Below are 23,318 nucleotides of genomic sequence, written 5' to 3' on the forward strand. Positions count from 1 at the left end.
GCCTGATGTTCAGTGCTTCGATCGTCAGCCCATGGCGGCCTTGACCGCGGCTGCCGTGATCGGCAGGTCGCGGACGCGGGCGCCGGAGGCGGCGAAGATGCCGTTGGCGATGGTCGGTGCGACCACGGTCACGCCGGGTTCGCCCGCACCCACCGGATAGTGACCCGGCGACACCACGGTCACGTCGATGTCCGGCATGTCTTCCATGCGGACCGGCGTGTAGGTGTCGAAGTTGTCCTGCTGGATCGCGCCATTCTCCATGGTCGCGAACTCCTTGGTCGCGAGGCTGAGACCCCAGAGGGCACCGCCCTCGACCTGCGCACGGACACCATCGGGGTTCACCGCGGTACCGACGTCGATGACCAGGGTCATCTTCTCGACCTTGAACTCACCGGTCTTCGGATCGACGTGCACCTGGGAGGCGCAGGCCGTCCATGTCGGGGTTGCCCGTTCCTGGGCGGAGACGCAGGCAATGCCGATGCCGGTGTTGGCCGCCATCTTCTTGCCGTAGCCGGCCTTGTCCGCCGCCATCTGCAGCACGTTGGCCAGGCGGTTCGCACCGCCGACGGCCATCGGGGCGGAACCGGCGTTCTTGCCGGTCGCGTCCAGCATGGCGAGACGCATCTTCAGCGGATCGACGCCCATCTTGTGCGCCATCTCGTCGATGAAGCATTCCACCGCCCAGAAGGTCCAGCCCGGTGCCACCGACCGAAGCTGGCCGGACGGCGTTGCCGACTGTGCCAGTTCCGACTTGATGGTGCGCACGGTCTGGTTCGGGATCGAGTACCAGTGGTCGGAGCCATTGATCGAGAACGGATCGACCTTGCCCTGCTTGTCCACCGAATCGGCCAGGAAGGCCGGGGCCTGCCGTGCCGTCGCCCAGGCGGAGACCACCTGCTGCTCCAGCCCGACCAGCTTGGATCCGTCACCGCCACCGGTCAGCTTCTGGTGCGTGATCGTGCGGGTGAAGTCCATCAGGGTGTCGGCTTCGCGGCTGTAGATCAGCTTCACCGGCTTGCCCGCGCCCTTCGCGGTCAGCGCCGCGACCAGGATGTAGTCGGATTCAAGCCTGCGGCCGAAACCGCCGCCCAGATGATACTGGTGAACCACCACCTGGCTCGGGTCCAGCTCCAGCGCCGCCGGTACCAGGCCCACCGCGAGGGTCTGGAACTGGTTGCCGGTATGGATGTGATAGACGTCGTCCTTCACTTCCACGACCGCGTTCATCGGCTCCAGCGGGGCATGCACGTTCAGCTGCGTCGTGTAGACCGCCTCATGCGTTGCCTTCGCCCCCTTGATGGCGGTAACCGAATCACCGTCCTTCACGAACAGCTGCGCGCCCTCACCGGAGGACTGCAGCTTCTCCGCATCGGCCAGGATATCTGCGGAGGACACCTTGGCGTTCGGACCGATGTCATAGGTCACCTTCAGCGCGTCACGGGCCTTGATTGCCTGCGGATAGGAATCCGCCAGCACCGAGACCCAGCCGGTGGTGGTGCCGGTGACATCATTGATCACCACGTGGCCCTGATAGCCCGGCACCTGCTTCGCGGCGGATTCATCGACTGCCGTCACCTTGGCGCCATAGCGGACCGGCGGCACCTTCGGCGTGGCGTAGACCATGCCATCGACGAAGACGTCGAGGCCGAAGGTCGCCGTGCCGTCGGTCTTGGCCGGAATGTCCAGTGCGGGCATCGGCTTGCCGACATAGCGCCGCTTCGACGGATCCTTCAGCGTGATCGCCTTCAGCTCGTCTTCCGAGAAGGCGCGGGCGGTTGCCCCGGCCTTCACCAGATCGCCGTAGGAGATCTTGCGGCCGGACTTGGCATGGCTGACCATGCCCTGTTCCGCCTGCAGCTCCGACAGGGCAACGCCCCAGTGCTTCACGGCGGCTTCCATCAGCGCGATGCGGCCGGCGGCACCGGCACGGGACATCTGGTCGAAGGTCCAGTTCACCGACCAGGAACCACCGGTCACGAACAGGCCGTATTCCGGCGCGGTCGAGACATAGGCGATGGAGACATCCTCCCAAGGCACTTCCAACTCCTCGGCAAGGGCCTGCGACAGCGGGGTGCCGACATGCTGGCCCATCTCGGCCTTGGTGATGTTGACGACGACCTTGCCGGCCTCGTCCATCGTGAACCAGATGTTGGGCGCGAAGTTGCCTGCAGCCTTGGCCTCCGCCAGACCACCCACGGCGGGCAGCAGCCCGTAGCCCATGGTCAGGGTGCCGACGGCCAGGGATCCGACCAGGAAACCGCGTCGCGAAACATCGCTCACGCTCTTGCTCCCGGTGCGGCCGATCTTTTCAATCCTTGTCATGATCTGCCTCCTCAGCCTTTCTGCATGTCACTGGCTGCGCGTGCGACGGCAGCCTTGATGCGCTTGTAGGCCATGCAACGGCAGAGATTGCCGGTCATCGCACCGACAATTTCGTCGTCAGACGGATTCGGATTCTCCGACAGGAACGCCGCGGCGGTCATGATCTGGCCGGACTGGCAATAGCCGCACTGCGGTGCCTGTTCGGCAATCCATGCCTTCTGCACCGGATGGTCGCCGCCCAGTCCTTCGATCGTGGTGATCTCGACGCCTTCCGCCGCATCGACCGGCGTGATGCAGGTACGTGTTGCAACGCCGTCAATATGCACCGTGCAGGCGCCGCAAAGTCCCTTGCCGCAGCCGAACTTGGTGCCCGTCATCCGAAGATGCTCGCGAATTACCCAGAGCAGAGGGGTATCCGCAGGGACATCAACCGTCTTGGTTGCCCCGTTGATCTTGAGGGTTGCCATGTATCCTCCCAGAGTGTTGCAACGTCGTCTGATGCGACGCTTTCTTGCTTCTTGTCATTTGTGCGGGTTGGCCTGACGACCTCTTGTGCGTCATCATCCCCTTCCCCGATGCGGAAATACTGTGCGGAGTGCGTCATCCTGTCAAATCATGTTGCGGCTCTTCTGCTGGCGGTCATTGGGGCCTGCTGCACCCTGGTTCCGGCCCGTGCGCAGCAATGTTCCGACCTGGTCGCGCAGTTTGTCGTACGCGAAGGCGGCATCGACAGGCCGCTTTGCGGTCGGGCGGGTGATGCCGCGCGTGGCCGCGTGATCGTGGCCGGACGGCAGGGCAACTGCCTCGCCTGCCACGCCGCGCCGATTCCGGAACAGGCGTTTCACGGTGACATCGGTCCGCCGCTGCATGGCGTGGCGGGACGCCTGAGCGAAGCGGAACTGAGGCTGCAGGTCGTGGACGCCACCCGCATCAATGAAGAGACCGTGATGCCACCGTTTCACCGGGTGGCGGGCCTGACCGGGGTGCGTCGTGATCGGGTCGGTCAACCGCTGTTGAGCGCAATGGAGGTGGAGGACGTGATAGCCTACCTGCTGACGCTGAAACAGGACCAGGCCCAGGAATGAACCAACACTCACCCAGCACGCGTGGCGTTTCCCGACGGGGTGTCGTCACGGGCGCTCTGGCCCTTCTGGGCCTGCCCGTGCTGCCCGCCTGGGCGGAGGGGATCCGCAATCGCGTGTCGATGTTCCGCCGGACCTTCCCCGTCCAGCCGGACGTGGCCGATGCGGAGGTGCTGGTGGACATCGTCCTGCGCGGCCGCACGCCCGAGCCTGACCTGATCGATCTGAAGCTGCCGGTGCTGGCGGAGAATGGTGATTCGATTCCGCTGACCTTTGATATCCGCTGCAGCTTCGAAGGCAACGACTGGCCGAAGACCGTTCATGTCTTCGTGCTCGGCAATCCGTTTCCGGAGGTGGCGCGCTATCACTACGGCCCCTGGAATGGCAGCGCCCTGACCGAGATGCGGTTCCGCATGCTGCAGACCTCTGATGTGGTGCTGGTGGCGGAGATGGTGGACGGGCGCGCGGCAACGGCACGGCAGAACGTCGAGGTTCTGCTCGGCGCCTGCGGCGGCTGAACCATGGCCGCACCGCTTCGCCGTATCCATGTCCCCCGTTCGGTAAAGCGGGGGGAGGTTTTCGAGGTCAGGACGCTGGCACGGCATCCGATGGAGTCCGGTGTCCGTTTCTCCACCGACAACATCGTCGTCATTCCCCGCCATATCCTTCAGGAGGTGAAGGCCTTCTACAACGACCGCCTGGTGTTTCGGGCCGAGTGGTTCAGCTCCGTTTCCTCCAACCCCTATCTCAGCTTTCGGGTGAAGGCCGTCGAGAGCGGCGAGGTCCGCGTTGTCTGGATCTCCGACTACAATGTGCATACCTCGGCCAGCACGATGATCGAGGTGGTGGCGCCGGACCCCTGATCGCCATGGCGCTGTGTCAGGCGTACTGGCTGATCAGTCCGCTCCAGTCCCGGGTCTCCTCCGGCGTGCGGATGGCAGTGGCCAGGCCGGCCATGTCGGAGACGGGGACGAGAACCCGGTCGATACCCATCCGGGCATAGTCCTCCAGCAGCGCACGGTCTTCCGGCATGCTGACGGTGATCTCCAGCGCCGCCGGGTTGCGCCCGTTCTGCTCCGCCGTGTCGCGGGCGAGCTGGATCAGGTCCTGCGGGGCTTCCCGTGCCGGAAAGAAACCATCCCCCAGCCGTCCTGCGCGTCGCGCCGCGGCCTTCGAATGGCCGCCGACAATGATCGGCACCGCGCCAGCGACAGGCCGGGGCACGCAGTACATCGGCGCGAAGCTGACATGCTCACCCTGAAAAGAGGCCGGCTGTTCGCCCCAGAGTGCCCGCAGGGCGGCGACGCATTCATCGGTGCGCGGCCCGCGTGTCCCGAACGGCTGTCCCAGCGCCGCGAACTCCTCCGCCAGCCAGCCGACGCCGATGCCCAGCAGGGTCCGTCCGCCGCAGAGATGGTCCAGCGTGGCCACCTGTTTCGCGACATGCACCGGACTGTGCTGCGGCAGGATCAGGATGCCGGTGCCCAGCCTGATCCGGCTGGTCCCGGCGGCGACATAGGCCATCCAGATCAGCGGATCGGGCAGGGGCAGATCCTCCACCCCGCCGGCCATCTTGCCGTTCTGCGCATAGGGATAGGCGGAACCGTAGCCCGCAGGCACGACCGTATGTTCCACTGTCCAGGCACTGTCGAACCCGGCTTCCTCAGCGGCCTGCAGCAGCTCCAGCGCGGGGTCCGGATCGACATAGGGGCCGGTGTTGCAATAGCGCAGTCCGAATTTCATGGCTGGTCCCTCCCCGGATCATGCGGCATCCGCCGCGCCGGGGAAGGGTAGACCGTTTGCTGCCCGGATGTAATCGGCCTCCCGTCCAGGGCGTGGCTATTTCAGGCCGAAACGCTTCGCCGCCAGGTGATCCAGCGACAGGGCACCGGCACCGCGGGCAATCAGGTAGCAGAGGATCGCCATCCAGAAGAAATGCTCGAAATTGTCATAGGCGGCGGCGCGGGCGCCGAGCACGAACTGGATGACCAGCGACATCACCAGCAGCGGGATGGCAGCCAGCCGGGTGAAGGCGCCGACCAGGATCAGTGCCGACATCACCAGCTCGAAGAAGGTGCCGAGGAACGCCGCAACGGCGACCGGCAGGATCGGCACCATGTATTCATATTCGAACAGCAGCAGCGTGTTGTCCCAGTCGTCCAGCTTGGTCATGCCGGCCCGCCAGAAGGTCAGGAAGATCACGATGCGCAGGAACAGCACGGCGGCGGGACCGCCCCAGGTGTCCAGCGGACGGGTGACAGCGGCGACGAGACCGGCGATGCCGCCGGGCGTGGTGTCTTGCGTGTTGGCCATGGTGGGGTTCCCTTTATTCTTCTTCGGTTTCTTCGTTGCGTCGGTGGGTGAAGTTGCCGGCAGACAGGTGTCCGGCGAAGGCCGTCATCAGATCGAAGCCGGGGTCGGTCTGCTGGGCCGCGACAGCCGCCTCGCCGAGTGTTCCACCGTCCTGCAGGGTTCGCAGCAGGGCGTGTTCTGCCGGATGCAGCAGGCTGGTCTGCACCTGCATTGCCGGTCGGGCGACCAGCACCGCTTCCGACCGGGGGGCGATGCTGCTCTCCGCCATCGCGTCGGCATTCATCCAGATCGCGTGGATCGGCCAGTCGGAGTGCAGCAGCGTCGCGGAGGGGACAAGCGCCGGTCGCAGCGCCAGCAGCACGTCCGCCGCCAGCCCCTGCAGTGCATCTGCGCCCATCGGCGCGGCTTCCCCTGCGCCATAGGCCGCATTGCGGGCCCAGTCGAGCCGGGCGATGTCCACCAGCCAGGGCCGGTCGGCCAGGGGCTCCGACAGGGCGATGAAGTCAGGCAGCTCCGCGCCATAGTCGAGCAGGTGGTTGGCCCGCGAGGGCGCGTGACGGATGAAGGCCGTTACCAGGCGGGTGAACAGGCCTTCCCCCAACAGCGTCCGTATGGTGGGAAACGCGTCGGCCAGCACTTCGAGGATCGATGCATGGGTATTGTTGCGATAGACCTCGAACCGCGCCGCCTGACGGCCATCGTCCTCCAGATCGGACAGGATCCCGTCCGATCCCTGGAACACGCCTGCGGCGAAGCGGCTCTGGATTTCCAGCAGGGTGCTCATGATGCGGTCCCCGCGCCCGTTGGCAGCGCATCCAGCCGGGACTGTGCGGTCCGGACCTCTGCCAGCAGCACCTCCAGTTCGGGAATCTCGGTATCCCATTCGACAAGCGTCGGAACGGCACCTGTGGCCGCGATCGCCTGATCGTAGAGGGTCCAGACGCTGTCACGGACCTGGCTGCCGTGATCGTCGATCAGCAGGGTGCCCCCGGCGTCGGCCCGTTCCGCATGTCCGGCCAGATGGATCTCCCCCACCGCGTCGAAGGGCATCCGGGCGAGGTAGTCCGCGGCGTCGAAGCCGAGGTTGTGGGCGCTGACATGGATGTTGTTCACGTCCAGCAGCAGCCCGCATCCGGCGCGTCGCACGGTCTCTTTGACAAAGTCCGCATGATCCAGCTCCGCCCCGGCGAATGCGGCGTACATGGACGGATTCTCGACCATGACCTGACAGCCGGTCGCGTCCTGGAAGATGCCGATGTTGCGGGCAAGGACATTGACCGCCTCCTCCGTGCAGGGCAGGGGCAGCAGGTCGTTCAGGCTGGCGCCGCCCACCTGTGCCGGGGCACGGACCCAGGCAATGTGGTCGGACAGGGCGGCCGGTCGATAGCGCCGCACCAGGTCACGGATGCGGGTGAGATGTTCCCGATCCGGCTCGTCAACCGATCCCAGCGAAAGCCCGACACCGTGGAAACTGAGGTCGAACCTTTCCCGGATCGCGTCAAGCTGGCGCAGGCGCGGCCCGCCCGGCACCATGTAGTTCTCGGTATGAACCTCGACCCAGTCGATCGCGGGCGGTCGGCTGATGACATCCAGCACATGTGGATGGCGCAATCCGAACCCGGCCGTCGGCGGCAAACTGGTGTTGGTCCCTTTCATTGCAATGCATGCCCGGCACTCGGGGTCGGGGCGCTGGCTGGACCAGCGCCCCGGTTCCGAAGATGACGCGGATCAGCCCTTGGCTTTCTCGTTGACGCCATCAAAGGCGGTCTGCTGACCACCCTTCGCCTCGCATTCGGCAGCCGTCGCCAGCTTCCACTCGCCGCCGTCATAGTCGACCGTCGACTGGCCGGCGCAGGAGTGGGTGCCTGCCTTGTTGGCGCAATCGTTCTGGCCAGCCTTGGAAATGCCGTAGCACTTCACCTTGTCGGCGGCGACGGCGTCGACCGGGGCCAGGGCAGCGGCCATGCCAACGGCACCCATCAGGGCAGCGGCAACGGAAAGGCTCTTGATTGATGTGTTCTTCATGATGTTCTCCTTCAGGTTCTGATCTACTCGGTTGGGTTGGCGGGACCCCTGCAACCCGCTGCGATCCAGTCTATCCGCCGTTTCGCCGGGGCCAATCGCCCAGACGCTGTTCTGGCGTGAATGTGATCGCGTACCGCGGGTCTTCGGAACCCCCTACTGCCGCCGTCCGACGACAGTAACTGGTGAGCCGGATGCCGGCTCAGTTCACCGGCGCGTGGCTGGCGTCGAACTGGGGCACCGGGCCGTCGGGCGAATGCTTCTTCTCCAGGCTGGCCCAGTTCACTTCCGACTGCTTGAGGTTGCCCTGAATGTCGGCCTCCCAGAAACCGACCACGGTGGGGGTGATGTTGAGGTAGAGCTTGCCGTCGACAATGCGCCAGAGCTCCGGGTTCGCCGGCACCTTGCCGCCCTGGGCGATGCCATAGGCGCAGTGACCATCGTAGGCGGGTGCATATTTCGCCGGGTCAGCGAGGAAGGTGTCCCGGTTCGCCTCGCTGGCGAAGGCCCAGGTCGCGCCATTGTATTCGGCGGTGATGGACGCCTTGCCGGGCACGGGGGCCGGCTGCTTGCCACCCACCGGTGCCTGGGTGAGGCTGCGGTAGGCGACGACGTCATAGCCGCTGGCTGCGAAGCCGGTGCCATCGACAAACTGCTCCCCGGCCATCGCCGTCCCGGCCAGCAGGCCGCCGGTCAGCAGGACGGCACCGAACGCGCCTGCCTTCAGATGTCTGATCATGGTTCTTGCTCCCTTGAAGCTCTCTGTCCCGAAACGCGGTTCCCGTTCCGCGCTGTTGCCCATATGACGATGGGGCGCGCGGTTTGGTTACACGCGATTGCGTGAAATCCTGTGATCGATGGGTGTGCGGGCCAGGCTTCGTGAGCGGCTTGAGGACGGGGAGACCTGGAAAATATAATGAAAACAATAAATTGAATGCTGCAGCCGGAACCATGACGGTCTCGGATAGCATGTCTCTCACGTTGAGTTGATGCGTTAGCGGGCGTACATCAGGCGTGGTGATGCCCCGATGCGGCACCGGATTGTCGCGGTGAAACCGATTGTCTGGTGACTGTCAGGGACTATCGTGCGGCGGAGTGCGTGAACAGGAGGTTCTGACGTGAAGGTGGACGGCACACCCCGACGCCCCATCGAGGCGGGTGAGGACGGAAGTTCGGTTCTGATAATCGATCAGACCAGGCTGCCGCACCGGTTCGAAACCGTGACCCTGAAGCGCCTGCCGGAGGTTGCACATGCCATCCGGGCGATGCTGGTGCGCGGCGCACCGCTGATCGGTGCCACGGCGGCCTATGGCGTTGCGCTGGCGATGCGCGATGATCCGAGTGACGACGGTCTGGCCCGCACCATCGAGACCCTGCGCGAGACGCGACCGACAGCGGTGAACCTGTTCTGGGCACTGGAACGGATGCGGGTCGCGCTGCACAACCAGGCACCCTCCGCCCGGGCCGGACTGGCCTGGCAGACTGCCGGCGAGATCGCGGAGGAGGATGTCGCGATCAACTCGGCGATCGGCGACAATGGGCTGAAGCTGATCGAGGCGGCGGCGGAGGCCCGCCCCTCCGGTCCCGTCAATGTGCTGACCCACTGCAATGCGGGCTGGCTGGGGACGGTGGACTGGGGTACGGCGCTCAGCCCGATCTACAAGGCGCATGACCGGGGGATCGACGTTCATGTCTGGGTCGACGAGACCCGGCCCCGCAACCAGGGGGCATCGCTGACGGCCTGGGAGCTGGGTGCGCACGGGGTTCCGGCGACGGTCATCGTCGACAATGCCGGCGGGCACCTGATGCAGCATGGGCAGGTGGATCTCTGCATCGTCGGTACGGACCGCACCACCCGGACCGGGGATGTCTGCAACAAGATCGGGACCTATCTGAAGGCGCTGGCGGCGCATGACAATGGTGTGCCGTTCCATGTCGCCCTGCCGGGACCGACCATCGACTGGAAGGTGCGGGACGGCGTGCGCGAGATCCCGATCGAGGCACGCGGCGCGGAGGAAGTCGGTCGCATCGCCGGGCGCCTGCCGGATGGCACGGTCACGGAGGTTGAGATCCTGCCGCTGGGCGCGGGCGCGGCCAATCCGGCCTTCGATGTCACGCCTGCACGCCTGATCACCGGCCTGATCACGGAGCGCGGCCTGTGTCCGGCGACGGAGGCGGGACTGCTCTCGCTCTATCCGGAGATGCAGGATGGCGGCTGACGGTCAGAAGACGGATGCGCGGGGGCAGCTGCTTGCCGCGGCGCAGGCCATGTTCGCGGTCCGGCTTTCGCCCGGGACGTCCGGCAACCTGAGCATTCGTGATGGTGCGGGATTCTGGATCACGCCGTCCGGTGTGCCCTACGACAGGCTGGACGCGGAGATGATGGTCCACATGGACATGAAGGGGAAATGGTCCGGCCCTCTGAAACCGTCCAGCGAGTGGCGCTTTCATCTGGATGTCTACAGGGCGCGGCCTGACGCCGGTGGCATCTGCCACACCCATTCCCTGCATGCCACGGCGCTGGCCTGCCGGGGGGAAGGCATCCCGGCGTTCCACTACATGGTCGCGGCCGCGGGTGGCGCGGACATTCGCTGCGCCCCCTATCGGACCTTCGGTACGCAGGACCTGTCGGATGTGGCGCTGACCGCGCTGGACGGTCGGCGGGCCTGCCTGCTGGCCAACCACGGGGTGATCGCGCTCGGTCCGACGGTCGAGAAGGCCCTGAATCTGGCGCAGGAAGTCGAGGTGCTGGCGCAGCAATTTATCCTGTCGCGCCAGATCGGTGGCCCGGCCATCCTCTCCGCGCGGGAGATGGAAACGGTGCTGGAGAAGTTCCGGACCTACGGCCAGCAACCCGCCCGAACCTGAACGCCGTCAGCCCTGAAAGCGGTCAGGGCTGAAATCGGTCAGGCCTGTGGGTTGACCAGGATGACGCCTTCCGCCTCTTGATCCTTCACGTCGATATTGACGGCATCGCCGACGACGCGGGCACGCCCCTCCGCCACCAGGCGCACCGCAAGGGGGTAGATCCGGTGTTCCACCTGCAGCACCCGCGCGGCGAGACGGTCCGGAGTGTCGCTGGAAATGACCGGCACGACCCCCTGGACGATGATCGGCCCCTCATCCATCTCCGCCCTGACGAAATGCACCGTGCAGCCGGTGAACTTCACCCCGTAGTCCAGCACCCGTTCATGGGTGTTCAGACCCTTGAATGCCGGCAGCAGGGAGGGGTGGATGTTGATGATCCGGTCACGCCAGTGGTCGACGAAGCCCTTGGTCAGCAGCCGCATGAAACCGGCCAGGCAGACCAGGCGCACCTGATGTGCCTCCAGCGCCTCGGTCAGGGCGCTCTCGAACGCGGCGCGGCCGTCATGTGCCTTGTGGTCGATGACACAGGTCTCGATTCCGGCATCCGCCGCCCGTTGCAGCCCCTGGACACCGGCGATGTTGGAGATCACGACCGTGATCTCTGCCGGGAAGGCCGGGTCCGCCGCTGCGTCGATCAGGGCCTGCAGGTTACTGCCGCGACCGGAGATCAGGACTCCGAGTTTCAGACGTGCCAACGATCAAGCCCTGCAATCTCGACACCTTCACCGGATACGACGGTGCCGATGTCATGCACCCGCTCGCCCTTGTAGGTCAGGAAGGCGATCAGCTTCTCGGCCTCCGCCGCCGGGACGACGGCGATCATGCCGATGCCGCAGTTGAAGGTGCGGGCCATCTCCGCCGGCGCCACGCCGCCCTCCCGCATCAGCCAGCCAAAGACCGGCGGCAGTTCCCAGCAGGCGGTGTCCAGCCGGACGCCCAGCTCCTTCGGCAGCACGCGCGGGATATTCTCGGTCAGCCCGCCACCGGTGATGTGCGCCAGCGCGGTGATGCCGCCCAGCCGGATCGCGGCCAGCAGATTCGTCACGTAGATGCGGGTCGGCGTCAGCAGACTCTGGCCCAGCGCGATGTCCGGGTCATAGGGTGCCGGGGCAGCCAGATCGGCGCCACTGCGCTCCACGATCCGGCGCACCAGCGAGAAACCGTTGGAGTGAATGCCGGACGAGGCCAGCCCCAGGATGCGGTCACCGGGCTGGATGGCGTCCGTACGGGGCAGCAGGCTGTCGCGCTCCACCGCGCCGACGCTGAATCCGGCCAGATCGTACTCGCCCGGCCGATAGAGGCCGGGCATCTCCGCTGTTTCACCGCCGATCAGGGCGCAGCCGGAGAGGCGGCAGCCTTCCGCGATGCCAGCAACCACATCGGCGGCCTGATCCACGGACAGTGCCCCGGTGGCGAAGTAGTCGAGGAAGAAAAGCGGCTCCGCGCCCTGCACGATCAGATCGTTGACGCACATGGCAACCAGGTCCTGCCCCACCGTGTCATGACGCCCCACATCGCCCGCCAGGGTCAGCTTGGTGCCGACACCATCGGTCGCGGCGACCAGCAGCGGATCGGTGTAGCCTGCGGCCTTGGGGTCGAACAGGCCGCCGAATCCGCCAATGCCGCCGATGGAACCGGGGCGGTTGGTGGAGGCTGTATCGGCCTTGATCCGGTCGACCAGTGCGTTGCCGGCATCGACATCGACGCCCGCATCGCGGTATGTGAGCCCGTTCGTGATGACGCCCTCCGCCCGCTCGGCTAAAGTGAGGGCAGACGATGCCGCCAACGGAGTCCGATTGCAATGCCTGGCCACGTCTTGCGCCATCTGTCGCGCCTGTCGCTGATGCGGCGGGGCATGATGCCTGCCCTGTTTCTCGTGATCCTGCTCTGCGCGGTCGGCGCGCCGCAGGCGCGCGCGGCTGTCGATGACCTGTACACGGTGTCGGCGATTCCCGTGGACGTGGTGTCGGAAAGCGCTGATCTGGCCAAGCAGCAGGCGGTCGCCAGCGCCCGGCAGCAGGCCGCGGTGACCCTGATGCAGCGTCTGACACGGAAAGCCGACTGGTCCCGGCTGCCGGTCCCCGATGACGGAACCCTGTCCGGCATGGTCGCATCCTTCCAGGTGGCGAACGAGAAGACAGCACCTGACCGCTATATCGCGGATCTGACCTTCAGTTTTCAGCCGGACGTGGTGCGGGGCCTGCTGAACAGCGCCGGGATACCGTTCACGGAAACCCGGGCCCTGCCCGCTGTCATCCTGCCGGTGCTGCGCGCCGGGGGAGACATGGCGCTCTGGGCGGACCCGAATCCCTGGCTGGCGGCCTGGGCGCGTTTCGATGGCCGTGACCGGCTGGTGCCGATCATTGCCCCCTTCGGCGACGTTGATGACGTGCTCGCGATCTCTGCCGAACAGGCGGTGACCGGACAGCCGGGCCCGCTCGAAGCCATGGCCGAACGGTACCGCGCCGAAAGCGTGCTCGTTGCCGATGCCTCCCTGACCGTGGATACGGAACAGGGCGTGGCCCGCATCGATATCCTGCTGCACAGCTTCGGTCCCGATCCCTACCCGTCCGTGATCCGCAGTTTCGAGAGCACCCCTGATGCCGATGTCGTCCAGTTCATGAATGCCGCGGTCGACCTGATGGTGGTGGAGATCGAGGATCTGTGGAAGCAGCGCACCATCGAGAACTTCGGCGACCTGCGCCTGCTGAGCGCGCTGGTACCGATTCGGGGCCTGGCCGACTGGCAGGATCTGGAACGCACGATCAGCTCGACATCCGTCGTCCGGCAACTGGAACTGACCCAGATCTCGGTGCGGGACGCGATCGTGGTGCTGCACCACCTGGGTGACGATGCGCTGCTGCGCCGGGCGCTGGCGCAACAGAACCTGATCCTGGCCGAGAAGGATGGGTACTGGACCATCCGCCGCGCGGGCGACGTCGCGGGTGTGCAGCAGTGAGTCCGCTGCGGCAGACACTGTTCTGGCTGATCTTCGTCGCTGTTCTGGGCTTCATGGTCTTTGCGCTGCGCGACATGCTGCTGCCCTTCGTGGTGGGCATGGCCGTGGCCTACCTGAGCGACCCGCTGGCCGACTGGCTGGAGCGGATGCGCCTCAGCCGCAATCAGGCCACCATCATCATCACGGCGGGCTTCATCATCATCCTGCTGCTGGGTCTGCTGATCCTGGTGCCGCTGGTGGTGCGTCAGGCCGGTGAACTGCTGCTGCAACTGCCCGGTTATGTCGAGCAGGCGACGAAACTGCTGCAGCCCTATGTCATGAACATGCTGGAGGCGGCCTCCGACCGCGGCGTCGATGTCAGCCGCGATGACGGCGCCCAGGCATTGAAGGAATATGCCAGTCAGGCCGTGAAGTTCTTCACCGAACTCGCCGGAAACCTGGTGCGCGGCGGGGCGGCCCTGCTGAATTTCCTGTCCCTGCTGGTGATCACGCCCATCGTCACCTTCTACCTGCTGTACGAATGGGACAATATCGTCGAGAAGATCAATGGCTGGCTGCCGCGCCGCTATGCCACCACGATCCGCAAGCTGGTGCAGGACATCGACCGGACCCTGGCCGGTTTCGTGCGGGGCCAGGGCACGGTCTGCCTCGTGCTGATGATCTATTATTCGACCACCCTCAGCCTTTCCGGGCTCAGCTTCGGCTTCCTGATCGGCCTGCTTTCCGGTGCGCTGTCGTTCATTCCCTTCGTCGGCGCGATCTTTGGTGCCATCACCTCCATCGGTCTGGCGATCCTGCAGTTCTGGCCCGATGACATGGCGCGGGTGGCCATCGTGCTGGCCATCTATGTCATCGGACAGGTGGCGGAAGGCTATGTCCTGACGCCGAAACTGGTTGGTGACCGCATCGGCCTGCATCCGGTCTGGGTCATGTTCGGTGTGCTGGCTGGCGGGGTGCTGTTCGGTTTCGTCGGGATGCTGCTGGCGCTGCCGGTCAGTGCCGTGATCGGTGTGCTCGTCCGCTTCGGCCTCGACCAGTACCTGCGCAGTCACTTCTATGACCCTGCGAACGCGGAAGAGGGCGGCAAGACGCCGGAGACATGAAGCGCCCGACCCAGCAACCGCTCGCCCTTGAACTGGCCCCGCGATACGGGCGCGAGGACTTCATGCCCGCGCCGTGCAACGCCGATGCCCTGTCATGGATCAGCAACTGGCCTGACTGGCCCGGTCCGGCACTTGCGCTGCATGGCCCCGCAGGGGCGGGCAAGACGCACCTGCTGCACATCTGGGTGGCGGCGAGCGAGGGCGTGCTGCTGCAGGGTCCCGACCTGACGCTGGAGGCGGCGCACGACCTGGCCGGCACGCCGGTCGCCATCGACCGCGCCGATGCCATGGTGCAGCCGGAGCCGTTCCTGCATCTCTACAACATGCAGCGGGAGGCGGGGGCGCATCTGCTGTTCGCCGCACGCACACCGCCGGCAAACTGGACACATGGCCTGCCGGACCTTTCGTCCCGGCTTGCCACGGCCCCGGCAGTGGAGATCCGCCAGCCTGACGACAGCCTGCTTTCCGCGCTGCTGCTGAAGTATGCCAGTGATCGCCAGCTTGATCTGACCCCGTCCGCCTATGCCTACCTGCTGCCGCGCATGGATCGATCCTTTGCCGGCGTGCAGGCAATCGTTGCCCGACTGGATCGCGCAGCGCTGGGTCAGCAGAAGCGTCATGTCAGTCGTGATCTCGTCATCGCGGTCCTGGCCGGGGACGATGGTGTCAACGGCGGCGTCGATGAAGGTTGATGCTTTCAGCCGCTGTGGTGTCACGACTATATTGACCCCTGCACAGCAGAACGCGGGACATGTCTGGCGACCTGTCCCCGGCATTCGCCCAGCAACGGAGAATTCGATGCGCACCTTGAAGATGCTTTTCGCACTTTCGGCTCTATCGCTCTACTCGGCGTCGGCCCTTGCCGCGTCCGATCCTGTGGAAGGTGTCTGGCTGACAGAGAATGGCGGCGCCCACATCGAGATCGCACCCTGCGAGAATTCCATGTGCGGCACGATCATCTGGCTGAAGGAACCGAACCGCAAGGACGGTACGCCGAAACGTGACATCAACAATCCCGACGAGGCCAACCACGACAATCCGATCATCGGCCTGCAGATGATCCGGGGCTTCGAGAAGGAGGCGCCCGGCGTCTGGGAAGATGGCGAGATCTACGATCCGGAAAGCGGCAAAACCTATGATTCCAACATGCTGTCGAAGGACGCCAACACGCTGGAAGTCGAGGGCTGCGTGCTGTTCCTCTGTCAGGAGCAGACCTGGACCCGCATCAAGTAGTCCGCCCTGCATCCCTGCCTGCCGAAATATTCTTTACCTGACTGACGGAGCATCCCGACCATGGCCCGAATCCCGCTGCTGACCGCCGCAGACGCAAACGACAGCAATCGCGATGTGCTGCAGCGTGACGTCAATATCTACTATGCCCTGGGCCATGTGCCGGGCGCGGCGCGGGGGTTCAGTCAGATGGGCCTCTGGCTGCGCTTCGATTCGGCACTGGATACCCGCCTCAGGGAGCTCGCGATCCTGACGGTGGGCTATGTGGAGCGTGCGGCCTACGAATGGGCACATCACATCGAACTGGGCTATCAGTTCGGTGTCACCGACGCGGATATCGAGCGGCTGATCGCGGAGCTGGAGGGCGCGGAGACGGATCTGGAGCCGGTCGCGAAGCAGGTGATCGCCGCCGCGCGGGAGGTGACGCAGGACGGTGCCATGACCGACGCCACCTGGGATGCCCTGTTCCCGGTGTTCGGCAAGGAGAAGATGATCGAGCTGACGGCCGCCATCGCCTTTTACTGCGCCATCGTGCGGGTGCTGAAGACCCTGCAGGTCGAGCTGGAGCCGGATGTGCAGCAGTTCATCGACCGCTGGCCGCTGCCCGCGAACTGACAGCGCGCCTCAGAGCGCGGTGGAGATGCCTGCGGTTGCTGTCAGCCTGCCACTGAAGACACTGGTCAGGAACGAGGTGGCGACCTCGATCCCGTCCGGGGCGATGCCGTGACCGGTGCCGGCGCTGACGTGAAACCCGACCGGCAGGCCCGCGTGGCCCAGTGCGCCGGCCGCATGAAACATCGCCAGGGCCGGAACCATGTCGTCGTGATCGCCGTGGATCAGCTGGACCGGTGCGGCGGAGGTGATCTCCTGCGCCAGCGTCTCGCCGCCCAGCAGGGCACCGGAGAAACCGACGATACCCGCCAGGGGCGCCGCCCGGCGCAGGCCGACATGCAATGACAGCATCGTGCCCTGGCTGAAACCGATCAGGGCCACGTCCCGGTCCTGCAGTCCATGACTGTCCCGCTCCTGATCCAGGAATGCGTGCAGCATCGGCGCGACCTGGTCGGCGCGGCTGCCCATGGCGCCATAGCGCTCGACCATCTGCTTCGGGTCGCCACTGGCGCGGGCAGGGTCATCGAGATCGATGGCGAACCACTGACGGCCCATGGGGGACATGTCACAGGGCTCCGGGGCATTGGGGGCGACGAAGGCCGCATCGGGCAGGCTGCGCGCCAGATAGGGGGCCAGCCCGATCAGGTCCTGACCGTCCGCGCCATAGCCATGCAGCAGCACGACAAGCTGTTTCGGCCGGTCACCGCGCGCCTGCGGGTGACGGGGACCGTCGAGGGGGCTGGGCATGGCGTGGGCCTTCGTGTTTCAGGTTTCTGTACCGGGCCGCATCCTACAGCCTCAGCCGATCGTCGCCAGTCCCGGAAACAGCTCCAGCAGCCAGATCGCGAGGATCTGCAACTGGTTGGTGAAGATCAGCACACCGGTCACGATCAGCAGCAGGCCGGTGCCGACCTCCACCTTGTGCAGATGGCGGCGAAAGCGGACCAGGAAGCCCATGAAGGCGCGGACCGCCAGCGCCGCCAGCAGGAACGGGATGCCGAGCCCCAGGGCATAGACCGCCAGCAGCGCCGCGCCGGTGGCGACATTCTGCTCACTCGCCGCCAGGGCAAGGATGGTGGCGAGGATCGGACCGATGCAGGGGGTCCAGCCGAAGCCGAAGGCCATGCCGAGCAGATAGGCGCCGGGAGCCTTCAGGTTCTTCGTGCCGGCGGCGAAGCGGGCTTCCCGATAGAACAGGCCGATCCGCAGCAGACCGATCATGTGCAGGCCGAACAGCACGATGACCACGCCCGCGACCTTGGCCAGCACGTCCATCCAGGGGCGTATCAGTTCGTTGATCGCGCTGGCGGAGGCGCCGAGAGCCACGAAGACAGTGGTAAAGCCGAGCACGAAGAAGACGGCCATCAGCACCACGCGGCGCGTCAGGGCCGGGTCCTTGCCTGCCTTCTCGTTCATCTCGTCGAAGTTGGTCCCGGCCATGTAGCTCAGGTAGGCGGGGACAAGGGGCAGCACACAGGGGCTGAGGAACGACACGAACCCGCCAACTGCAGCCCATGCAAAGCTGATCTCTGCTGCCATATCTCGCCTGCTTCCCGACCTGTTGCTATCGTGGGCCCGTGACCCAGCCGATATACATCTGTTTAGGGCCTGTGGGACACAAGGCCAATCAACTGACCGTCAGTGGCGACAGCCTGTCGCTGCCGACCCCCTGGGGAGGGAACCGCAATGCGCGCACTTGTCGTCAACGAACTGGGTACGCCGGACATCATGCGGATGGAAGAGAAGCCCTCTGTTCCGCCGGGACCGGAGGAGATCCGCGTGCGCATCCGCGCCGCCGGTCTCAATTTCCCGGATATCCTGATGATCGCGGGCAAGTACCAGCACAAGCCGCCGCTGCCCTTCATCCCGGGCATGGAAGGCGCGGGCGAGGTGCTGGAGGTCGGGTCGGACGTGACGCAGTTCAGCCCCGGCGACCGGGTCGTCATCCACGCCAAGAACGGCATGTATGCCGAGGAAACCACGCTGCCCGCCGCCTGGGCGATCAGGTTGCCGCAGGCATGGAACTTCGCGGAGGGGGCAGCGTTCTGGTCGGCCTACTGCACCGCCTGGGTCGCGCTGGTCGAACGCGGCGGCCTGCAGGCCGGCGAGACCCTGCTGGTCCATGGGGCCGCCGGTGGGGTCGGCCTGGCCGCGGTCGAGCTGGGCGTGGCGCTGGGTGCCGAAGTCATCGCCGTCGTCGGCAGTGACGAAAAGGCTGCCGCCGTGGCGGAAAAGGGGGCGGCACATGTCATCGACCACCGCCATGAGACCTTCCGTGACAGGGTTCTGGAGATCACGGACGGGCAGGGGGTCGATGTCGTCTATGACCCGGTCGGTGGTGATGTGCTGTTCCAGTCGATGCGGTGCATTGCCTGGGGTGGGCGGCTGCTGGTGATCGGTTTTGCCTCCGGCACCATTCCCGATGTCCCGGCGAACTATGCCCTGCTGAAGAGCTGCTCCCTGATCGGTGTCCGTGCCGGGGAATATGCCCGCCGTGATCCGGCGGCAAGCGCCCGGATGATCAAGGCCATGCTGGCCCTCGCGGCGGAGGGCAAGCTGCGCCCTACCGTTCACCAGACCATGCCGCTGACAGAGGCCGTTGCCGCCCTGGATGTCATCTCCAGCCGCGGCGTGATCGGCAAGATGATCCTGACGGTCGACTGAGACCGGGACGGGCGTTTCCTGCGGTGGATCGGGGCGGGCGAGCGCCGCTGGCCGCGGTTTCGAAATGTAACGTGACGTAACCCGCGCCGGTTTCCTCTTCAAACACTGGCGCGGAACCTGCATTATCACTGGTCGGGGCTCAGATGATCTGTTCATTTCCAGGTTGTGGGGCCCCGGAATGCACTCGCGGGATGTGACTCACCATGGCCGATACTGAAATTGTTCTTTTGCCGGAAGAGGATGGCAGGGTCGGCAAGGTCGCGGTGACCGGCGCTCAGGGGTCCGTGCTGCTGGAACGGGCCTTTGATGGCACCAGCGTGGCCACGGGCGCGAACCCCCTCGCCCCTCAGGTACAGCCCGTGGCGAGCATCGCGGAAAGGTTTGCGGCCCTGCTGGCCTTCCAGCAACAGTCGGGTTTCGGGGATCCCGGTCATCTGAAGCAGATGTTCAGACTGGCGCCGGACAGGAATACCGATGATCGCGGGGGGCAGGTGCCAGAGATCGGCAATGTCGCCAGGGGCGCGATCCCGGAACAGGAAACGGTTGAGGAATCCACACCGGCGAAGCGTGCCGAACTCGATGATGACGACGACGACGCGGAAGAGGTCGAGGAGGAGATTGCCGAGGAGACGGGGGAACCTGCTGAAGAGAATCCCCCCCCGCCACCGCGGGACAGGGTGCGCGACGATGATGATGAGGACCTTTTCGGTGACGTCCTCGCGTTGCTGGATCGTGCCTCCCCCCGGGGGCGGCGTTCCCGGCCACGGCGGGATGATGACGACCGGCCGGGGGATGACGACGACCCGTTTCCCGCTGACGACGATGACGAGCTCATCAATGGTGGCAACGGCGGCGAGAACTTTTCCGGCGGAATCGGCAAGGACACCATCGCGGCAGGCCCGGGCGATGACACGCTCGATGGCGGACCCGGCACGGATCTGCTTCAGGGCGGTGACGGCGATGACCGGCTGATCGGCGGTCCCGGCGCTGACCGGCTGGAGGGTGGTCCCGGCATCGATGTCGCCGACTATGGCGGCTCCGGTGAGGCGGTGTCCGTTGATCTCGCAACCGGAGCGACGGCCGGCGGCGATGCGGCGTCGGATACGCTGCAGGGCATAGAGAACGTGATCGGCAGCGACTTCAATGACACCCTGACCGGGGATGACGGCGGCAACCGCCTGGATGGCCGCGACGGCAGCGACACGCTGGATGGTGGCAACGGCAACGACCTGCTGGCACCCGGCGATGGTGATGATCAGGTGATCGGGGGTGCCGGCGACGACTCGATATCCTTCGAGGACAATTCGGTCGGTGTCACGGTCAGCCTGCTCACGGGTGTCGCGACCGACCTGAATGGCGCGACGGATGCGCTGAACGGTATCGAGAACGTGCTGGGCTCGGATTTCGGGGACAGCATCACGGGCGACAACGGCGACAATCGCCTCGCCGGGCGCGATGGTGATGACACGCTAGTCGGCGGTACCGGCGGCGGCGACGACACGCTTGACGGCGGCGACGGTACTGACGTGGTCCGCTATGACAGTGCGACCCAGTCCGTGACGGTGGACCTGAGCGCAAGGCGTGCCACGGGCGCGGAGATCGGAAATGATGACCTCAACGAGATCGAGAATGTCGTCGGCGGCTCCGGCAATGACGACCTGATCGGCGACGATGACGAGAATGCGCTGTCCGGTGGCGCGGGTGACGACACCCTGCGCGGAGGCGAGGATTCCGATACGCTGGACGGCGGCGCGGGCACGGATGCGGCCAGTTTCCAGGGCTCGGCGGCCGGCGTGAGCGTCGATCTGACTGCCGGCACGGGCACCGGAGGTGACGCCGATGGCGATACCTTTGCCAATATCGAGAACGTCTTCGGCTCCAGCAATGATGATTCCCTCACCGGTGACGGGAACGCCAACGTGCTGCACGGCGAGGACGGGGATGACACGCTGACCGGGGCCGGAGGGACCGACACGCTTGTCGGCGGTGATGGCGCGGACAGCCTGTTCGGCGGTGACGGCGCGGACCAACTGTCGGGTGATGGCGGTCGCGACAGCCTCAGCGGAGGTGCCGGAGCGGACCAGCTTACCGGCGATTCCGGTGACGACGTGCTGGAGGGCGGTGCCGGTGCCGATCAGCTTCAGGGTGGTGCGGGGACCGACACGGCCTCCTTCGCCGGGGCTGGCGCAGGTGTGGCCTTCGCCTTCGCGAACACGGACGGGCCGGGCATAGCGGGCGATTTCAGCAACACGGCAGCCGGTGGGCTGGCGGGCGACGCCAACGGCGACAGCTTCGCAAGTATCGAGGCCTTCATCGGCTCGGATTTCGCTGACTCGGTGGGTGGTGGATCCGTGGACATGACCTTCACCCTGGGCGCGGGAGACGACCGCTTCGACACCCCGGCGGGAATCAATGTGGTGGATATCGTGTTTGGCGGTGATGGCGCCGACCTTGCCTTCACCGGCGATGGCAACGACAGCGTCGAGGGCGGCGCAGGCAACGACAGCCTGCGCGGTGAGGCAGGTTCCGACACGCTGATCGGCAATGCCGACAATGACGACCTCAGAGGCGCGGCAGGCAGTGACAGCCTGATCGGCGGTGCGGGTGTCGATACCATGAATGGTGGCACGGGCAGTGACCGGTTTGTCTTTCAGGCGCTGACCGACGGGACCGAGGTCGCGGTGAACGACACGATCGCGAACGTCGGTGCGGCTGTGGATGTCATCAGTGACTTCGGGACCGGTGTCGATCTGCTCGAGTTCGCCAGTGCCGCATTTGGCAATCCCGGACTGGCGCAGACCGTCGGTGCCTACGACGGCACCAATGCCATCGGTGTCGCCGCGGGCGCAACCCTGGTCTTCGACGGGACCCACCTGATCTTCGATCCGGACGTGGATCAGGCGGGCTATGTCGCCATTGCCGACCTCTCCGGTGCCGTTCCGGTTCTGGCTGATATCAGTCTGGTCTGATCGCTTGCCGCCCTGTCCTGCCGTTTGGCAAGGTGACAGTTGCCGGATTCGCCGGTCGGGAGGGCAGCAGCAATGAAGGCACTGACCGTTGGCGGCGCGATGATCGACACCATCGCGCTGATCGACAGTGACCGAATCGAGCGCATGGGTCTTGCCAATGCCGACACCGGCTTCCTGCTGCTGGAGGAAGGCCGCAAGACGGAGGCGCGGGACATCTCCGCCCATTGTGGCGGCGGCGCGGTGAATGCTGCGGTCTCCATGGCGCGTCTGGGGCTTGATACGGCGACCCTGGTGAAGCTGGGCAAGGATGCCAGGGCAGACCAGATTCTGGCGCGGCTTGCGGACGAGGGGGTTTCCACCCGCTTCGCCGTGCGGGACGGACGCCTGCCTACGGGCGCATCGGTCATGGTCGCGGCGCATGACCGCAATGCCGCGATCTTCACGTTTCGCGGGGCCAATACCCTGCTGCAGACGGCGGACCTGCGCGATGATGCCTTCGCGATGGACCTGGTCTATATCTCCGGCCTTTCTAACGAGTCTGCCGCCTGTTTCGGCGATCTGGTGCGCCGGGCGGGTGCCGCCGGGGCCATGGTGGCGACCAATCCCGGCCTGCGTCAGCTCACGGCGCGACAGGACGCATTCTACGGCTGCCTCGACGGTGTCGGCATCCTCTCCATCAACCGTGCGGAAGGGGATGCGCTGGTCCCGTCCCTGATCGCCGAGTTCGGGGAGGGGGGGCCTGCGCTGCCGCTCGACGCGGGCGAGCCACCCTATTCACTGGTCGGGCGCGGCTTTGCCTCGGGCGGGTTCCAGATGTCGGCCCGCGCCTTCTTCCAGGCCATCCTGTCGAAGGGGCCTGGCAGGGTGCTGGTCACCGCCGGGCGGGATGGATCCTACCTGGCTGACAGCGCCGGTTTGCATCACTGTCCTGTGCTGGAGGTCGAGGTGGCGGGCACCGCAGGTGCAGGTGACGCCTTCGGTTCGACTTTTGCCGCGCTTACCTGCCAGGGCCTGCCCGTGGAGGATGCCCTGCGCGCGGCCGCCATCAATGCCGCCTCCGTCGTCGGCCACATCGATACCCAGACCGGCCTGCTGACGCGGGATGCCCTGCTGGACCGGGTGGCGCAACTGAAGGACACTCTGCCGATCCGGTTCTGGGCGTGGGGGGAATAGC

General features: G+C 65.8%; 25 protein-coding genes. 13 read left to right on the forward strand and 12 right to left on the reverse strand.

From position 1 onward, the window contains the following. Positions 1 to 24 precede the first annotated feature (24 nt). Positions 25 to 2,322, reverse strand: coding sequence for a molybdopterin cofactor-binding domain-containing protein (locus QGV54_RS19175; RefSeq protein ID WP_281019044.1), 2,298 nt, complete (start codon positions 2,320 to 2,322; stop codon positions 25 to 27). Positions 2,323 to 2,333: 11 nt separating this feature from the next. After that, positions 2,334 to 2,789, reverse strand: a complete 456-nt coding sequence (locus QGV54_RS19180; RefSeq protein ID WP_281019043.1) for a (2Fe-2S)-binding protein — start codon at positions 2,787 to 2,789, stop codon at positions 2,334 to 2,336. 108 nt (positions 2,790 to 2,897) lie between these two features. Here QGV54_RS19180 and soxX point away from each other — a divergent pair, with 108 nt between their 5' ends. From soxX to soxZ, 3 genes are read left to right on the forward strand one after another with little or no spacing between them, the layout of a single operon-like run. Then, complete coding sequence (soxX, locus tag QGV54_RS19185; protein WP_281019042.1) at positions 2,898 to 3,407, forward strand: sulfur oxidation c-type cytochrome SoxX; 510 nt, start codon at positions 2,898 to 2,900, stop codon at positions 3,405 to 3,407. Then, entirely contained in the window at positions 3,404 to 3,922 is a 519-nt protein-coding gene (locus tag QGV54_RS19190; protein WP_281019041.1) for a thiosulfate oxidation carrier protein SoxY, read from the forward strand. Before soxX ends, QGV54_RS19190 begins: the two co-directional genes overlap by 4 nt. Before the next feature lie 3 nt (positions 3,923 to 3,925). Continuing rightward, the gene (gene soxZ, locus QGV54_RS19195) at positions 3,926 to 4,267 is read left to right on the forward strand and encodes a thiosulfate oxidation carrier complex protein SoxZ (protein WP_281019040.1); all 342 of its coding nucleotides are present in this window, start codon (positions 3,926 to 3,928) and stop codon (positions 4,265 to 4,267) included. Between the two features lie 16 nt (positions 4,268 to 4,283). On the opposite strand, the gene QGV54_RS19200 is transcribed toward soxZ, so the two are convergent. The 6 genes from QGV54_RS19200 to QGV54_RS19225 form a co-directional block, all read right to left on the reverse strand. Beyond that, positions 4,284 to 5,147, reverse strand: coding sequence for an LLM class F420-dependent oxidoreductase (locus QGV54_RS19200; protein WP_281019039.1), 864 nt, complete (start codon positions 5,145 to 5,147; stop codon positions 4,284 to 4,286). A gap of 96 nt (positions 5,148 to 5,243) precedes the next feature. Then, on the reverse strand, positions 5,244 to 5,717 hold the full coding sequence (locus QGV54_RS19205) for a DoxX family protein (RefSeq protein ID WP_281019038.1): 474 nt from the start codon (positions 5,715 to 5,717) through the stop codon (positions 5,244 to 5,246). A 13-nt stretch (positions 5,718 to 5,730) separates the two neighbouring features. Beyond that, positions 5,731 to 6,501, reverse strand: a complete 771-nt coding sequence (locus QGV54_RS19210) for a DNA-binding domain-containing protein (protein WP_281019037.1) — start codon at positions 6,499 to 6,501, stop codon at positions 5,731 to 5,733. Beyond that, positions 6,498 to 7,373, reverse strand: coding sequence for a DUF692 domain-containing protein (locus tag QGV54_RS19215; protein ID WP_281019036.1), 876 nt, complete (start codon positions 7,371 to 7,373; stop codon positions 6,498 to 6,500). The genes QGV54_RS19210 and QGV54_RS19215 overlap by 4 nt, the downstream gene beginning before the upstream one ends. Before the next feature lie 72 nt (positions 7,374 to 7,445). After that, positions 7,446 to 7,742, reverse strand: coding sequence for a DUF2282 domain-containing protein (locus tag QGV54_RS19220; RefSeq protein WP_281019035.1), 297 nt, complete (start codon positions 7,740 to 7,742; stop codon positions 7,446 to 7,448). A gap of 199 nt (positions 7,743 to 7,941) precedes the next feature. Continuing rightward, complete coding sequence (locus tag QGV54_RS19225) at positions 7,942 to 8,406, reverse strand: YHS domain-containing (seleno)protein (RefSeq protein ID WP_348637669.1); 465 nt, start codon at positions 8,404 to 8,406, stop codon at positions 7,942 to 7,944. Between the two features lie 451 nt (positions 8,407 to 8,857). Between QGV54_RS19225 and mtnA the strand changes: the two genes are divergently transcribed. Both mtnA and QGV54_RS19235 read left to right on the forward strand, forming a co-directional pair. Further along, entirely contained in the window at positions 8,858 to 9,958 is a 1,101-nt protein-coding gene (gene mtnA / locus QGV54_RS19230; protein ID WP_281019033.1) for an S-methyl-5-thioribose-1-phosphate isomerase, read from the forward strand. Further along, on the forward strand, positions 9,948 to 10,607 hold the full coding sequence (locus QGV54_RS19235; RefSeq protein ID WP_281019032.1) for a class II aldolase/adducin family protein: 660 nt from the start codon (positions 9,948 to 9,950) through the stop codon (positions 10,605 to 10,607). The genes mtnA and QGV54_RS19235 overlap by 11 nt, the downstream gene beginning before the upstream one ends. Positions 10,608 to 10,645: 38 nt before the next feature. On the opposite strand, the gene purN is transcribed toward QGV54_RS19235, so the two are convergent. Both purN and purM read right to left on the reverse strand, forming a co-directional pair. Next, positions 10,646 to 11,302 carry a phosphoribosylglycinamide formyltransferase gene (gene purN, locus QGV54_RS19240; RefSeq protein ID WP_281019031.1) on the reverse strand — a complete coding sequence of 219 codons (657 nt, stop codon included), beginning with the start codon at positions 11,300 to 11,302 and terminating at the stop codon, positions 10,646 to 10,648. After that, positions 11,290 to 12,393, reverse strand: coding sequence for a phosphoribosylformylglycinamidine cyclo-ligase (gene purM / locus QGV54_RS19245; RefSeq protein ID WP_281019030.1), 1,104 nt, complete (start codon positions 12,391 to 12,393; stop codon positions 11,290 to 11,292). The genes purN and purM overlap by 13 nt, the downstream gene beginning before the upstream one ends. A 15-nt stretch (positions 12,394 to 12,408) precedes the next feature. On the opposite strand from purM, the gene QGV54_RS19250 reads away from it, so the two are divergent. The 5 genes from QGV54_RS19250 to QGV54_RS19270 all read left to right on the forward strand — a co-directional run bounded on the left by QGV54_RS19250 (position 12,409) and on the right by QGV54_RS19270 (position 16,514). Beyond that, the gene (locus QGV54_RS19250) at positions 12,409 to 13,566 is read left to right on the forward strand and encodes a DUF2066 domain-containing protein (RefSeq protein WP_281019029.1); all 1,158 of its coding nucleotides are present in this window, start codon (positions 12,409 to 12,411) and stop codon (positions 13,564 to 13,566) included. Beyond that, positions 13,563 to 14,669, forward strand: coding sequence for an AI-2E family transporter (locus QGV54_RS19255; RefSeq protein WP_281019028.1), 1,107 nt, complete (start codon positions 13,563 to 13,565; stop codon positions 14,667 to 14,669). The genes QGV54_RS19250 and QGV54_RS19255 overlap by 4 nt, the downstream gene beginning before the upstream one ends. Further along, entirely contained in the window at positions 14,666 to 15,361 is a 696-nt protein-coding gene (locus QGV54_RS19260; protein WP_281019027.1) for a DnaA/Hda family protein, read from the forward strand. Before QGV54_RS19255 ends, QGV54_RS19260 begins: the two co-directional genes overlap by 4 nt. Positions 15,362 to 15,467: 106 nt before the next feature. Next, positions 15,468 to 15,902: a DUF2147 domain-containing protein gene (locus QGV54_RS19265; protein WP_281019026.1), complete on the forward strand. Its 435-nt coding sequence runs from the start codon at positions 15,468 to 15,470 to the stop codon at positions 15,900 to 15,902. A 60-nt stretch (positions 15,903 to 15,962) separates the two neighbouring features. Then, positions 15,963 to 16,514, forward strand: a complete 552-nt coding sequence (locus QGV54_RS19270; protein WP_281019025.1) for a carboxymuconolactone decarboxylase family protein — start codon at positions 15,963 to 15,965, stop codon at positions 16,512 to 16,514. Between the two features lie 9 nt (positions 16,515 to 16,523). Here the strand turns inward: QGV54_RS19270 and QGV54_RS19275 are convergent, their stop codons facing one another. Both QGV54_RS19275 and QGV54_RS19280 read right to left on the reverse strand, forming a co-directional pair. Continuing rightward, on the reverse strand, positions 16,524 to 17,258 hold the full coding sequence (locus QGV54_RS19275; RefSeq protein WP_281019024.1) for a dienelactone hydrolase family protein: 735 nt from the start codon (positions 17,256 to 17,258) through the stop codon (positions 16,524 to 16,526). Between the two features lie 51 nt (positions 17,259 to 17,309). Then, positions 17,310 to 18,050, reverse strand: coding sequence for a cytochrome c biogenesis protein CcdA (locus tag QGV54_RS19280; RefSeq protein WP_281019023.1), 741 nt, complete (start codon positions 18,048 to 18,050; stop codon positions 17,310 to 17,312). Positions 18,051 to 18,197: 147 nt separating this feature from the next. Here QGV54_RS19280 and QGV54_RS19285 point away from each other — a divergent pair, with 147 nt between their 5' ends. The 3 genes from QGV54_RS19285 to QGV54_RS19295 all read left to right on the forward strand — a co-directional run bounded on the left by QGV54_RS19285 (position 18,198) and on the right by QGV54_RS19295 (position 23,317). Further along, positions 18,198 to 19,175: an NADPH:quinone oxidoreductase family protein gene (locus QGV54_RS19285; protein WP_281019022.1), complete on the forward strand. Its 978-nt coding sequence runs from the start codon at positions 18,198 to 18,200 to the stop codon at positions 19,173 to 19,175. Between the two features lie 203 nt (positions 19,176 to 19,378). Continuing rightward, positions 19,379 to 22,144: a calcium-binding protein gene (locus tag QGV54_RS19290; protein WP_281019021.1), complete on the forward strand. Its 2,766-nt coding sequence runs from the start codon at positions 19,379 to 19,381 to the stop codon at positions 22,142 to 22,144. A gap of 72 nt (positions 22,145 to 22,216) precedes the next feature. After that, positions 22,217 to 23,317, forward strand: coding sequence for a carbohydrate kinase family protein (locus QGV54_RS19295; RefSeq protein ID WP_281019020.1), 1,101 nt, complete (start codon positions 22,217 to 22,219; stop codon positions 23,315 to 23,317). Position 23,318 lies beyond the last annotated feature (1 nt).

Origin of the sequence: Minwuia sp. IMCC3060 (assembly GCF_029909435.1) — a bacterium.
Lineage (GTDB): Bacteria > Pseudomonadota > Alphaproteobacteria > Minwuiales > Minwuiaceae > Minwuia.